At 48.5% G+C, this 13,400-nt stretch carries 11 protein-coding genes; 9 read left to right on the top strand and 2 right to left on the bottom strand.

The window, feature by feature from the left end; translation table 11 throughout:
- Positions 1-601 precede the first annotated feature (601 nt).
- The 6 genes from ACY0JR_RS11675 (at position 602) to ACY0JR_RS11650 (ending at position 5,865) form a co-directional block, all read left to right on the top strand.
- The gene (locus ACY0JR_RS11675; RefSeq protein ID WP_462634267.1) at positions 602-1,015 is read left to right on the top strand and encodes a hypothetical protein; all 414 of its coding nucleotides are present in this window, start codon (positions 602-604) and stop codon (positions 1,013-1,015) included.
- A 199-nt stretch (positions 1,016-1,214) separates the two neighbouring features.
- Entirely contained in the window at positions 1,215-1,748 is a 534-nt protein-coding gene (locus ACY0JR_RS11670; RefSeq protein ID WP_462634266.1) for a hypothetical protein, read from the top strand.
- 87 nt (positions 1,749-1,835) lie between these two features.
- The gene (locus tag ACY0JR_RS11665) at positions 1,836-2,651 is read left to right on the top strand and encodes a PhzF family phenazine biosynthesis protein (protein WP_462634265.1); all 816 of its coding nucleotides are present in this window, start codon (positions 1,836-1,838) and stop codon (positions 2,649-2,651) included.
- Positions 2,652-2,802: 151 nt separating this feature from the next.
- Positions 2,803-3,780: an isoaspartyl peptidase/L-asparaginase family protein gene (locus tag ACY0JR_RS11660; protein ID WP_462634264.1), complete on the top strand. Its 978-nt coding sequence runs from the start codon at positions 2,803-2,805 to the stop codon at positions 3,778-3,780.
- 5 nt (positions 3,781-3,785) lie between these two features.
- A complete protein-coding gene (locus ACY0JR_RS11655) occupies positions 3,786-4,538 on the top strand; it encodes a copper homeostasis protein CutC (RefSeq protein ID WP_462634263.1) in 753 nt (250 codons plus the stop codon).
- Between the two features lie 172 nt (positions 4,539-4,710).
- Complete coding sequence (locus tag ACY0JR_RS11650) at positions 4,711-5,865, top strand: sigma-54-dependent transcriptional regulator (RefSeq protein WP_462634262.1); 1,155 nt, start codon at positions 4,711-4,713, stop codon at positions 5,863-5,865.
- 584 nt (positions 5,866-6,449) lie between these two features.
- Here ACY0JR_RS11650 and ACY0JR_RS11645 read toward each other — a convergent pair.
- Positions 6,450-7,442 (bottom strand): acyl transferase, encoded by a 993-nt coding sequence (locus ACY0JR_RS11645; RefSeq protein ID WP_462634261.1) that lies wholly within the window; start codon positions 7,440-7,442, stop codon positions 6,450-6,452.
- A gap of 78 nt (positions 7,443-7,520) precedes the next feature.
- Between ACY0JR_RS11645 and ACY0JR_RS11640 the strand changes: the two genes are divergently transcribed.
- Positions 7,521-8,087: a hypothetical protein gene (locus ACY0JR_RS11640; RefSeq protein WP_462634260.1), complete on the top strand. Its 567-nt coding sequence runs from the start codon at positions 7,521-7,523 to the stop codon at positions 8,085-8,087.
- A 78-nt stretch (positions 8,088-8,165) separates the two neighbouring features.
- On the opposite strand, the gene ACY0JR_RS11635 is transcribed toward ACY0JR_RS11640, so the two are convergent.
- Positions 8,166-10,577 carry an alpha-ketoacid dehydrogenase subunit alpha/beta gene (locus ACY0JR_RS11635; RefSeq protein WP_462634259.1) on the bottom strand — a complete coding sequence of 804 codons (2,412 nt, stop codon included), beginning with the start codon at positions 10,575-10,577 and terminating at the stop codon, positions 8,166-8,168.
- Between the two features lie 184 nt (positions 10,578-10,761).
- Between ACY0JR_RS11635 and ACY0JR_RS11630 the strand changes: the two genes are divergently transcribed.
- Both ACY0JR_RS11630 and ald read left to right on the top strand, forming a co-directional pair.
- Positions 10,762-11,562: a DUF1573 domain-containing protein gene (locus ACY0JR_RS11630; RefSeq protein WP_462634258.1), complete on the top strand. Its 801-nt coding sequence runs from the start codon at positions 10,762-10,764 to the stop codon at positions 11,560-11,562.
- A 215-nt stretch (positions 11,563-11,777) separates the two neighbouring features.
- Positions 11,778-12,893 carry an alanine dehydrogenase gene (ald, locus tag ACY0JR_RS11625; protein ID WP_462634257.1) on the top strand — a complete coding sequence of 372 codons (1,116 nt, stop codon included), beginning with the start codon at positions 11,778-11,780 and terminating at the stop codon, positions 12,891-12,893.
- The last annotated feature ends 507 nt before the right edge of the window (positions 12,894-13,400 follow it).

Raw genomic sequence — 13,400 nt, 5'->3', positions numbered from 1 at the left:
TCCAGATGTTAGAACCTTACTTTTTTGAAATTCCAATCTATAGATGCGACTTAGAAACCCATACTAAAGAAATGAAATTAAAAGAAAGTGAATTTAAAAAAGAGGATTAGAAAGAAACTGCACCAATTTCATATCAAAATATAATAAATTTTTTCCATAGAAGTGTTTGGTACCCTTGAAAATATAATGAAGTTACTGGTTGGATAAATCTCTATATTCTAGGTTCGCAAGTTAGAGGGGACTATTATTTTATAACATCAAAAAGAATTTGTAAAGGGGTAAGAAAGAAGAGATTCGAATATTATGGAAAAGCTTTTGAACATTCCTTGCCAAGGAATATGACTTCAAATGAGATATTTGAAAGGATAGTATATTTACTTGAACGGTTAAATAAAAAAGAAAAGCCGTTCAAGAATAGGTACATCGATTTAGATGCGTTTAAAACTGTAGGAGAGTTCATAGATTGGAAGACACTTGTTGAAAAGTTAAACTCATTTCAATATCCTAGAAAAAAACAATAATTACGCCTAAAAATGCAGAATTTTCGGCCGACAGCCTCTGCCGCCGTTTAGTCAAAACGTTAACAGTAAGGCGACAAACCATGAAAAATAAAATAGCTATTATACTTGTCGTTATTTGCTTTTACTTAACCTTATTCCAGGCAGGTTGCACTTATGGTGAAGCTGAAATTATTGGATGGTATGCTCCTGTTAATTACGTAAACACTTTTGATACAATCCAAATACAAACCCAAGGAAGGTACCATAGAAGGGTTTATGATAAATCAGAAAAATTGGTGCTTGAAATGGATGGTAAATGGACAATTGAGCATGACGTTATTAGTTTTGACTCACCTTATTTTTTAAATTTTGATAGAGATGTATCTCGATTTCCAGAACTATTAAATGATACTGTAAGCAATGGTAGTGGTTATGTGGACAGAAAGAATGGAACAATCTTGTTTTGCGTAGGCTATTATGAAAATGAAAACTGTTATCAAAAGCTCAAAAAATAAACTCATTTAAATAGATTATTAAAAAGAAAAACGTTTATTAAAACTGTATAAAGGTTAGCCATCGGACGACCTCCTATGCCGTTTAGCCTGAACATTTAAAAAATTGCATCTAAAACTCATGAAAAGTTTCTTCTCTCTTATAGCGTTAAGCTTCCTAATAATTTCCACCTCATCAGGGCAGAAACATGATTCAATCAATGTGACAGTTAAATGGGGAGTTAGTTCACAGGAGCTAAAAGACTACTACAGATTTGAGGGAATTGACTACTTCAATATCAATGTGGAAGGCAAGCAGCTAAAGAACAAACATTACAAGATTGTAGCGAAAGAATACTGGAATAAAAAGTTGGCTAAAACCGATACCTTGGTGAATACCAGTAAAATGGGTTTGAAGATTGAAGGCGACAACTTGGATTTTGCGCTCATGTCAAAGAAGGTGGGAAAGGACTCGGTTAAAGTCCAGTTCTTCTTCCCTAATTTCAGTAACCTCAGAATGTTTCCTACCACAAAAGCGACCACCTACAGCCTTAGAGACCCATCAGACGGAAAAGTGGTGCGTTATAGCATGGACAAACCCATCACCTTGTTTGCTTACAGCCTTCCGTATGAAGACCCTGCCCAGCCAGGCTTACTGTTGTACTGTGAGTTGAGCAAAGACGGAATTCCAGTTGAGAATTGGGGGCAAACTTTCAACATAAACCATTACATCACCTTTCAAGTGATCTTTAAATAAAAGTTACTTCTAAAGAGAGTTTTCTAAGGGCAATGCCATAGATAAAACCAGAACTTTAGTAGATTGAGCCCTTAGCTTGGAGGGAACATGCAAATTAAAACCTACATCATTGACGCCTTTACGAAGGAAGCGTTCAAGGGAAACCCGGCAGGCGTGTGTCTACTGGAGGAACCATTGGCAGAACAGCACATGCAAGCCATTGCCGCCGAACTCAATCTGTCTGAAACAGCTTTTCTGGTGCGCCAGTCAGAACAGGCTTCTACCTTTGACATCCGGTACTTCACTCCTACCACAGAAATAGCTTTTTGCGGACACGCCACCTTGGCCTCCGCGAAGTTGGTGCTGGAGAAGCTAGAACTGGCGCAGGTAACGTTTAAGACCCGGCAGAACCTGGTACTACAAGCCGTACAGGAAGCTGGAAGTATTCTCATGCAGTTTCCGCTGTACGGTTATAAGCCCCATCCGGCGCTGCCGGTCATCTTTGAAGCCTTGAGCCTTTCGCCCGCCGTGGCCTCTCTGTATTTCTCAGAAGCCATTCAGATGCTCATTCTGGAAGTGCCAGACAAAGAAACCCTGCTCCAACTTCGGCCAGATTTCCCGCAACTGGTGCGGCTACTGGACAGTGTCAACGGCTTGGCTGTGACCACCAAATCTGAAGACCCGGACTATGATTTTTATTCCAGGTGCTTCTGGCCTTGGGTGGGCATCAATGAAGACCCTGTGACTGGGTCGGCGCATAGTGTGTTGGCCACATTCTGGGCCGATAGGTTGCAGAAAACCGAGCTGCGGGCGTTTCAACTCTCGGCCAGGGGCGGCTATCTGGATCTACGAATCAAAGATGAAAGCACGCTGGAAGTCCGGAGCCAGGCCCAGATTGTGCTGGAGGGTGTACTGGCGCTCTAACGCGGCATGTTGCTTTCTTCCATTCAGTACTTTTTAGTAAGACGGAGCAATGAGAAAAATAGTTTACGCTCTATTTTCTGGAAAACGGCTCAAAATCCCTTGGCATCTTACGCCGGCAGTACTCCTCTTTACCAGAAATTCTTTCTTCCACATGAAAAGCAGACGACATTTCTTACGGCTTTCGGCGCTTGGTACCGCTTTTGTGAGCGGCTTGTATCCCATTCACCGGGTTTTTGCCGGAACGTTACCGCAAGGCAAAACCAATAAACCGCTGGTGATTTCTACCTGGGACCACGGAATGCCCGCCAACGAAGCCGCCTGGAAAATCCTTTCCCAGAACGGCCATGCGCTGGATGCCGTGGAAGCCGGCGTTCGGGTGCCCGAGGCTGACCCCAACGTGCGAACTGTGGGTTATGGCGGCTTCCCAGACCGGGAAGGAAACGTGACCTTAGATGCCTGCATTATGGACAAAGACAGCAACTGCGGTGCAGTGGCCTACCTTCAGCACATCAAGCATCCCATCTCGGTAGCCCGCAAAGTAATGGAAGACACGCCCCACGTGATGCTAGTGGGCGACGGAGCGCTGAAGTTTGCGCTGTCTAAGGGCTTCCAGAAAGAGAATCTGCTTACCCCAGAATCAGAGAAAGACTGGAAAAACTGGCTCAAAGAATCCAAGTACAAACCGGTCATCAATATTGAAAACCATGACACTATTGGCTTGCTCGCCTTAGACGTACACGGGAACCTGGCCGGGGCTTGTACCACCAGCGGAGCCGCCTTCAAAATGAGGGGCCGCGTGGGCGATTCTCCTATTATTGGAGCAGGGCTGTTTGTAGACAATGAGATTGGCGCCGCAACCGCCACCGGCTTAGGCGAAGCGGTCATCAGGATGGTAGGCAGTCATTTGGTGGTAGAACTGATGCGCCAGGGACACGCCCCTGAGAAAGCCTGCCAACTGGCCGTAGAGCGCATTATCTCCAAACAGAAAAATGTAAAAGACCTGCAGGTGGGTTTCATTGCCATCAACAAACAAGGCGAGTACGGCGGTTACTGCATTCAGCGCGGGTTCAACTATGCGGTGCGTGATACCCACACAAATAAATTGCTGGATGCTAAATTTAAGCTATAAGTTCTATGGGTAAACCAATAGGCATGGAGGTGTGCGTAGACTCCGTAGAATCTGCAATTACAGCAGAGAAAGCGGGTGCCCGGCGGGTAGAACTCTGTGCGAATCTGGTGGAAGGTGGCACCTCCCCCAGCGCGGGCATGATTCGGCTATGCCGAGAGCACCTTTCCATTGGTCTGCACATCCTCATTCGGCCGCGCCGGGGCGATTTCCTGTACTCTGACCTTGAGTTTGCTGTCATGCGACAGGACATTGAGGTAGCCAAACAACTAGGTGCCGATGGGGTTGTGCTAGGCATTTTACTACCAGACGGGAACATTGACACCCTCCGCACGCAGGAATTGATAACACTGGCCCGTTCGCTTAGTGTCACCTTTCATCGGGCCTTTGACTTAACGCCAGACCCGTACCAAGCTCTTGCCGCGCTGCTTCACCTAAAAGTTGACCGATTGCTTACCTCAGGGCAGAAAGCCTCGGCTCCTGAAGGGGCAGACCTTATTGCCGAACTATGCAGAAAAGCCGGAAAAGACCTGACCATCATGCCGGGCGGCGGAATTACGGAACAAAACCTAGTCCCGCTTCTGGCGAAAACCGGCGTGACGGAATTCCATGCCTCTGCCAGAGAATTTGCAGCAAGCAAGATGACGTTTAAACGAGAGAATGTTCCCATGGGCGGCACTCCGCTGACCACAGAATATGGCAATATGTTAGCCTCTTTAGAAAGAATCAAAGTCTTATTGGCAGTTGCGCAGGGAACCTGAGCCCAGCACTTGCCAACTGCTTAACTTTTTATACTTTTATTCTTTGTTATACGTCGGTTTATAGGTCGAATCTGGCAAACTGGCTCCAAAATATCCAATAGGGTTGTTCCCGCGTATGCCCCAGGAATAAACCCTTCGGTTTAACCGTTGGTATTCTAAATCAAAAAAACACATGCCCAAAATCCTGATCATAGATGATGAACGTAGCATTCGCTACACCCTCAAAGAAATTCTGGAGTACGAAAACTATACCGTAGACGAAGCCGAAGACGGCGAACGCGGGCTTGATCTGCTCCAGAAAAGTAAATATGACGTGGTGCTCTGCGATATCAAAATGCCCAAAGTAGACGGCATGGAGGTGCTGGAGAGAGCCATGGTGCTGGTACCAGATACCCCTTTTATCATGATTTCGGCCCATGGCACCATTGACACCGCCGTGGAAGCCACCAAGAAAGGCGCCTATGACTTTCTGGTGAAACCGCCAGATTTGAACCGCCTCTTGGTAAGTGTGCGCAATGCACTGGACAAAGCCACGCTGGTCACTGAAACCAAGACCCTCAAGAAAAAGATTTCTAAAACCTATGAAATGGTGGGCTCCTCCCCTGCTTTGGGCAAGGTGAAATCTGCCGTAGCCAAAGTAGCCCCTACAGATGCCCGGGTGCTGATCACCGGCCCCAACGGCGCCGGAAAAGAATTGGTCGCCCGCTCGCTCCATGAGCAAAGTAACCGTGCCTCAGGTCCCTTGGTGGAAGTAAACTGCGCGGCCATTCCCAGCGAATTGATTGAAAGCGAATTATTCGGGCATGAGAAAGGCTCGTTTACATCAGCGGTAAAACAGCGCATCGGGAAGTTTGAGCAAGCCACCGGAGGTACCTTGTTTCTGGATGAGATTGGCGACATGAGCCTTTCGGCCCAAGCCAAAGTATTACGCGCCCTGCAGGAGCACAAAATCACCCGCGTAGGCGGAGACAAAGACATCACGGTAGATGTACGCGTAGTGGCTGCCACCAATAAAAACCTGCTGGAGGAAATTGAAGCCAAAAACTTCCGGGAAGACTTGTACCACCGCCTCAGTGTGATCCTGATTCATGTGCCGCCCCTGAACGAGCGCCGCGAAGACATACCTGATCTGGTGGAAAAATTCCTCCAAGACGTGGCCCGCGATTATGGCAACAAACCCAAGAAAATTTCTTCAGAGGCCCTCACCTACCTACAAGGTTTGGACTGGCGCGGCAACGTTCGCGAACTTAGAAACGTGGTAGAGCGCCTGGTGATCATGAGCGAAGACACCATCACCGAAGATGACGCCAAAGCCTACTCTAAGTAAGCAGCCATTCCATAAACAGCCGCGCCTCTCAGTTTATAGCTGAGAGGCGCGGCTGTTTTGAAGCAGTTTTTAGAAAAAGAGGTGTAAAACGACGCTTTGCAGAAGAAAGGAATGCGTATGATCTGCTTGTGTAAACATCCCCCTACGCCACCTTCAAAGGGGGAATCTCTGCATTAGAAGCCTTCCCCTCACGGAAGTTGCAAACTTCCGGTTATGGTAGGTCCAAGTCACAGACTTGAACCATGATACTTTGTATTTTATACCAAACCTACTTTCCCCTTTTCCAGTCTTTCCCGAGCGCGCCTCGCTTTTGGCCCTGCAATGGCGAAACTAAGAGAGAAAGACACCTCAGGCCGAAAGGGCAGTGCGCGAGGGGAAGACGGGGCCCCGCGGCCATGAGCGCACGGAGGGAAGCCATGCAACAACCCAGCATAAGGGCACCGCATCAACCACCCGCCACGCCAGCAACAGGCAAACTGCATGCACCAACCGATTCAACGCAACAGCCGCACAGCCAAGGGAACAGCGTAAGGCATTTACAAGCCATTATCCCCAAAGAAGCCCTAAACAAAACCGACAGAAAATCAGCTCACCAGCAAATTACATCCTCTAATATCAGAATTGTCAAACCGCCCCATAATCTCAAAAGAGCCATCGGCGTAGAGTTTGCCCAAATCTTTAGTCTCTATAAAAGCGCAAGAATCTACGTTGGCCAGATCAATGACATTCACCCCGCCAGAACCGGCATCGCTAGAAACAGAGAACGGATCATTCACATCCCGCACCAATACCCGTAACGTGCGGGACGGTTGGAAAATACCTTCGCCGGTGGAGTACGCCTGAGACAGGAGTTCGGTCATGCCGTATTCAGAATGGATGGTGTCTACGTTGAAGGCTCGCGTTAAAATGGAATGCAGTTCTTCCCGTACCATCTCGCGCCGCCGACCTTTCATGCCTCCGGTTTCAAAGATGGTCACACCGCTGAACTCCGGGGTTTCCAGTTCCTCGGCCAAATCCAGCAGCGCGTACGTGACCCCGAAGAGGTAGATTTTCTGGTGGGCGGCTTTTGCTTTTTGCACGGCTTCGCGCAGTTCTGCGTGGTTCGTGAGGTAAAATCCGGGTTGGGTTTGTTTGGTCGCTTTGATGAAATGGTCTACCATCATGACCAGCGATGAATCTCCCTGTTCCAGGTAAGACGGCAGCAGGGCCAGCACCACGCAATTTTCCAGGGAGCCGTAGGTTTCCTCAAACAACTGCCGGGCATGCTGGGTGTAGAAATCGGTTTCGAGTACTAGGTGCTGACTCCTTTGTTGCAGGGTGGTTCCGCTGCTCTTGAAGATGGCCTCTGGCGTAAAAGGATGCGACTGCACCGTATGCGTTTTGAAAAACTCTATGGGCAAAAAAGGAATCTGGTGGAGCTGCTGTATGTTTTGCGGGTCTTCTCTTAAAAAGGCCAGATAAGCGTGGTACACAGGGTTGTGAATAGCCTGAAAATGAAACAATTCCAACGCCGCTTGCTCAAAATTCTGGGGACCTTTCTGGAGGATATTTTTCTTAAACGCTTCAATAAAACCCATGGGGGATGATGCTAAATTATACAACAAAGTAAGTAAGTGCGCGTTATGATTTGTACCTTAGGTGCACATTCTTATTCTATGAAAAAACGTAGACTCCTGTTTGGTCTGGCCTTTGTATTTGGTGCGCTGGGCCTCAATTCTTGTTACAATGAACCAGATTTTTCCTTAACGCCCAACCTCACCTTCAGAGGCATTGAACAACGCACCCTCAAAAATGCGACAAACGTCACGTATGACTCTCTGATCCTGATCACGCGCTTTCAGGATGGAGACGGCGATTTAGGCTTGTCAGAAACCTTGTTCCCAGAAGATATTCAGGGAGATTATAAAGTGGGTGGCCCTAGATTCCACAACATGCTCTGCAAAGCCTATAAAAAAATAGACGGAAAGTTTGAGCTTCTGAGCCTGAACGGAACTCCCATCAGTTACAATGGCCGTTTCCCCAGGGTTTCTACCATTGAAAGGGAAGAACCCTTGGAAGGCGATATCAGGTACAGCATCAATATTTTTGAGGAGAACCGAAACCCCAATGCCATTCTAAGACGCGGCGACACCATCCGGTTTGATGTGCAGATCATGGACCGTGCTGGAAATTTAAGCCCGACAGTGACCACCTCAGAAGTGATCTTGTTCTCCCAACAATAATCTATCTCTCCTTCCATTTCAAAAGCCAGCGGCCTGCTTTCATGAAAGCAGGCCGCTGGCTTTTAAAGAATTCACCCGCTAGTAAAGGGCCGGGAAACTCACTGGGTCTGCCTCGTGCATGATGGCGTACACCCTTTCAAAGACATCCTCGGCGCTAGGCTTAGAGAAATAGTCTCCGTCTGTAGAGTAGGACGGGCGGTGATCCTGCGCCGAAAGCGTGGCCGGTTTAGAGTCCAGCCAACGCCAGGCCTCCTGCTCGTCAATCACTTTTTGCAACATATACCCGGTGGCTCCGCCAGACACGTCTTCATCCGTAATCAGCACCCGGTTGGTTTTCCGGATGGAGTCGGTAATCACATGCTCTAAGTCAAAAGGCAGAAGGGTTTGTACGTCAATCACTTCCGCTGAGATGCCCACAGAATGCAACTGCTCGGCGGCCTCCATGACTACTTTGCACATAGACCCGTAGGTGACAATGGTGATGTCCGTTCCTTTTCTTAAAGTTTCCGGCATACCCAACGCCACGGTGAACTCGCCAATGTTAGCCGGAATGCGCTCTTTTAGGCGGTAGCCGTTCAGAGGTTCCACTACCAAAGCCGGTTCATCTGACTTCAGCAACAAGTTGTAAAATCCGGCGGCTTGGGTCATGTTTCTAGGCACCAGTACGTGCATTCCGCGCAAGCTATTCACAATCATGCCCATAGGCGAACCGGAGTGCCAAACGCCTTCCAACCGGTGACCACGCGTGCGCACGATCATAGGCGCTTTCTGCCCGCCTTTGGTGCGGTACTGCAAACTGGCCACGTCATCGCTCAGAATCTGGATGGCGTACAGCAAATAGTCCAGGTACTGGATTTCGGTAATCGGCCGGAGGCCCCGTAAGGCGGCTCCAATTCCTTGTCCGGCAATGGTACACTCTCTGATTCCAGTATCAGTGACGCGCAACTCACCATATTTTTCCTGCAAACCGGCAAACGCCTGGTTTACGTCCCCAATCTTTCCTACGTCTTCGCCGATGGCAAATAAACGAGGCTCACGGGCTAAAGCGGCATCAAAACAGGCTTGCAACACTTCGCGGCCATCTACCAACGGGCTGTTTTCAGTGTACTCGGGTTTTATTTCTTCCACCAGCAACGCAGACTCTTCTGACTGGCTGTAGAGGTAGGAGTTATAGCGCTCGGCATTTTCGCCCTGCACGGTTTCCAGCCATTTTACCAGTTCGCGTTTAGCGGCGGTTTTCTCCTGGCGTACATAGCGCAATGCTTTACGGGCTGCTCTAATAGCGTCTGAGCGCAAAGGGTTCAGCACTTTGCTCAGCTCTTCTCTAAGAGTAGCGATTTGGGAGACATTCTGGGCGCTGCTGCTCACCAGTTGGTCTAGAATATGCAGGCATTGCTTGTGGTCTTCCTGAATGGCGTTGTTGAAAGAGGTCCAGGCATTGGCGCGGGCCTGACGCACGGTTTCTTTCGCCTCGGCTTCAATCTGGTTCAGTTCGGCGTGTTCGGCGTAGCCGTTGGTGATTAACCAATTGCGCATCTGCTTGATACAGTCGTACTCCTCTTCCCAGGCTAACCGTTCCTTTGATTTGTAGCGCTCATGCGAGCCGGACGTGGAGTGGCCTTGCGGCTGCGTCATTTCCTCTACGTGAATCAGGACGGGTACGTGCTGCTCGCGACAAACCTGAGTAGCCTGTTGGTAGACTTCGCACAGACCGGCGTAATCCCAGCCTTTCGCTTTGAAGATTTCGTAGCCTTGTTCACCGGGCGCTTCGCGCTGGAAACCAGCCAGAATCTCAGAGATGCTGCTCTTGGTGGTCTGGTAGTGCGCGGGCACCGAAATGCCGTAGCCATCGTCCCACACCGAAACCAACATGGGCACCTGCAACACCCCGGCGGCATTGATGGTCTCAAAGAACACCCCTTCTGAGGTAGAGGCGTTGCCAATAGTCCCGAAGGCGATTTCATCTCCGTTGTGAGAGAAATCTGTGAATTGGTGCAGTTCTGGGTTTTGTCTGTATAATTTAGATGCGTAGGCCAAGCCTAACAAGCGAGGCATCTGGGCACCGGTGGGTGAAATATCTGCGGAGGAGTTCTTGGCGGAGGTCTGGGGCTTCCAATTCCCTTCATCGTCCAATAAACGGGTCCCGAAGTGGCCCGTCATGCTGCGGCCGGCAGTAGACGGCTCCTGCTCCACGTCTGTGTGGGCGTACAACTGCGCGAAAAACTGCTGTAAGGTTAATTCGCCAATGGCGAACATGAACGTCTGGTCTCTATAGTATCCTGAACGGAAATCGCCGGGGCGGAAAAAACGGGCCATTGCTAACTGGGCCACTTCTTTGCCGTCACCGAAAATCCCGAACTTGGCTTTACCCATGAACACTTCTTTGCGGCCGGTTAAACTGGCCTGCCGACTCTCGCACGCAATGCGATAGTCCTGCAACATTTCTTCTTTGGTAAGGGAAAGCTGATTAATCCGTTCAACGGTTTGCATGCGTTTTCTTATAAGGTTCTATAAGGATTTTTAAAGCCAAAACTACGTAGATTTTACCCCATTTTCAAATGGTTTGTCTTGCCCCCTGTTTATCAGGCGATTTTTGTAGCTAACAGAACTAATTTTTATTATTTTTGTTAGCTCACTTATAGGGCTTCTAACGAAAGCTAATCTTTAAAAAATTATGAAAAAAGTCTATCTTTTACTTTCCCTTGTCCTAGTAGTGCTTACACAAGGGATGGTTTCAGCACAAGGCGTGTTGACCTTTGAAAAAGACTTGCATGATTTCGGTAATGTAACCGAAGGCGTACAAGCTGTTTACGAGTTCAAATTCAAAAACACTGGAAATCAGCCGGTAGTTATTTCACACGTGCAGGCCTCTTGCGGCTGTACTACCCCAGAGTGGCCCAAAGAACCTATTGCGCCCGGTAAAACCGGCGTGGTAAAAGCGGGCTACAACAGCGCGGGTCGTCCTGGTGCCTTCAACAAAACCTTGACGGTTACTTCCAACGGTAATCCAGAGACGCAGTCTTTGTTTATCAAAGGTACCGTTACTCCAAAAGCCGCTACGCCGGCTCCCTCTTCGGTAGCGTCGGTTTCAGCCGAAGACCTTGCCAAATCGCCTAAAATTGAGGTGACCAGCACTACCTATGATTTCGGTAAATTAGAGAAAGGCCAGAAAGCCACCGCTAAATTCTCGTTAAAGAACACCGGTAAATCTGATTTGAACATCACCGGTTTACAGACAGCCTGCAACTGTGTTGCGTTCAAAATGAACCCATCGGTAGTAAAAGCAGGACAATCTGCAAAATTGGAACTTACCTATAGCCCTCAGGTGTTACAGGATAGAATTGAGGCAGTAAAACTGCTTTCTAATGACATCACAGGCGCTGCTCCTACCCTTACCCTTAAGGCCAAAGTAGTAGAAAGCCTCGCAAAACAAAGTTCAGTTAAGGTAAACAAGGCTTCAGTGCCTTTTAAATAGTTTTTTCATAGTTTTATTTTGTACTAATGGCAGTAACACAGTTGCTGCCTTTTTTTATGCCTTTTCTTTCCTGTTTTTACGGCGTTTTGGAAAATGAAGCCAAAAAACGAGTTTACCCGAACAAACGTTAATTAAAATCCCGCATCACTTGTTAATCTCATAGCAGGTTGCTGTATATTTGAGCACTTTTTCACCAACTACTAAAAAATCAGAAAATGATAATTGGTCTTCCGAAGGAGATAAAAAACAACGAAAACCGCGTGGCCCTTACGCCCGGTGGCGTGGCGGAGTTTATAAAAAACGGACACACCGTTTATGTGCAGGCTACCGCCGGTGAAGGCAGTGGTTTCTCAGATGAGGAATACGCTAGCGCTGGCGCAACCATCCTTCCTACCATTGAGGAAGTGTACGGCATTGCCGAGATGATTGTGAAAGTGAAAGAGCCTATTGAGCAAGAGTATAGCCTCATCAAAGAAGGCCAATTATTGTTCACGTACTTCCACTTTGCTTCTTACGAGCCCCTGACCCACGCCATGATTGAGCGCAAAGCGACTTGCTTGGCCTATGAGACCGTGGAGCTGAAAGACCGTTCTTTGCCTTTGCTGGTACCTATGAGCGAAGTTGCCGGACGTATGGCGCCGCAAGAAGGTGCTAAATACCTGGAGAAACCCTTGAAAGGCCGCGGCATTTTATTAGGTGGCGTACCCGGTGTAAAACCAGCCAATGTTCTGGTGTTAGGTGGTGGTATTGTAGGAACCCAGGCCGCTAAAATATCGGCTGGTTTTGGTGCCAACGTAACCATCATGGACATTAGCCTGAAGCGTTTGCGCGAACTGGATGACATCATGCCAGCCAACGTGACCACCGTCATGTCTAACCACTACAACATCAAAGAAGCCATTAAAGACGCAGATTTGATTATCGGGGCGGTTTTGATCCCCGGCGCGAAGGCTCCTCACCTCATTACCCGTGACATGCTGAAAGACATGCGTCCGGGTACGGTATTGGTAGACGTGGCCGTGGACCAGGGAGGTTGCATTGAAACCTGTAAACCTACTACCCACGAGAACCCAACCTTCATTATTGACGACGTAGTGCATTACTGCGTGGCCAATATGCCAGGAGCGGTTCCTTACACTTCTACGCTAGCCCTCACCAACGCCACCCTTCCGTACGCCCTGTTACTGGCCAACAAAGGCTGGAAACAAGCTTGCCAGGAGCGCGATGAGCTGAGATTAGGCTTGAACGTAGTAGACGGCAAAGTAGTGTACCCCGGCGTAGCCGAAGCCTTCAACTTACCCTTAACCGATGTAGCCGAGGTATTGGCTTAGTTCTTTATATCTAAAACAAAAGGCCCTCTCTTTAAAAAGAGAGGGCCTTTTGTTTTTACACCCTTTTGCTGAAAGTAGCTTGAAAACTTTCTTGAATGACAGGTGCATCTTGGAGGACATGTTGTAGTAGATCACTCCAAGAGGGGAAAACGCCTTTGGCTTTATGGCTCACGGAAGTTACAAACTTCCGCTCATGGTAGGTCCAAGTCACAGACTTGAACCATGGTCATTGAAGAGAAAGGAACGCGTGTGATCTGCTTTTGTAAACATCCCCCTTCACCCCCTTCAAAGGGGGAATCCCTGCTTTCCCTAGTTCCAGCCTTTCGCTTGAGCGCCTAGAGTTCGACCACCTCTGTGCGCTAGCGAAGCAGGTGAGGAGAAATCACAGCGCTAAGGCGGAAGGCGGGGCCTCGCGGCCGTGAGCGCTTACCGCCAAAGATGAAACAACAAAGCTCTTGTACCCACGCAATAAGCCGCATAGTCAAGGGAACAGCGTAAGGCATGCAC

It is taken from the genome of Rufibacter sp. JT3400010, from assembly GCF_054956755.1.
The sequence above is the reverse complement of the archived record's forward strand: the minus strand, read 5'-3'. Positions and strand labels throughout refer to the sequence as shown.

Excerpts from the sequence above, each read along its gene's own strand:
- ACY0JR_RS11675 (WP_462634267.1), top strand. The coding sequence starts at position 602 with ATGAAAAATAAAATAGCTATTATACTTGTCGTTATTTGCTTTTACTTA.
- ACY0JR_RS11665 (WP_462634265.1), top strand. The coding sequence starts at position 1,836 with ATGCAAATTAAAACCTACATCATTGACGCCTTTACGAAGGAAGCGTTC.
- ACY0JR_RS11660 (WP_462634264.1), top strand. The coding sequence starts at position 2,803 with ATGAAAAGCAGACGACATTTCTTACGGCTTTCGGCGCTTGGTACCGCT.
- ACY0JR_RS11655 (WP_462634263.1), top strand. The coding sequence starts at position 3,786 with ATGGGTAAACCAATAGGCATGGAGGTGTGCGTAGACTCCGTAGAATCT.
- ACY0JR_RS11650 (WP_462634262.1), top strand. The coding sequence starts at position 4,711 with ATGCCCAAAATCCTGATCATAGATGATGAACGTAGCATTCGCTACACC.
- ACY0JR_RS11645 (WP_462634261.1), bottom strand. The coding sequence starts at position 7,442 with ATGGGTTTTATTGAAGCGTTTAAGAAAAATATCCTCCAGAAAGGTCCC.
- ACY0JR_RS11640 (WP_462634260.1), top strand. The coding sequence starts at position 7,521 with ATGAAAAAACGTAGACTCCTGTTTGGTCTGGCCTTTGTATTTGGTGCG.
- ACY0JR_RS11635 (WP_462634259.1), bottom strand. The coding sequence starts at position 10,577 with ATGCAAACCGTTGAACGGATTAATCAGCTTTCCCTTACCAAAGAAGAA.
- ACY0JR_RS11630 (WP_462634258.1), top strand. The coding sequence starts at position 10,762 with ATGAAAAAAGTCTATCTTTTACTTTCCCTTGTCCTAGTAGTGCTTACA.
- ald (WP_462634257.1), top strand. The coding sequence starts at position 11,778 with ATGATAATTGGTCTTCCGAAGGAGATAAAAAACAACGAAAACCGCGTG.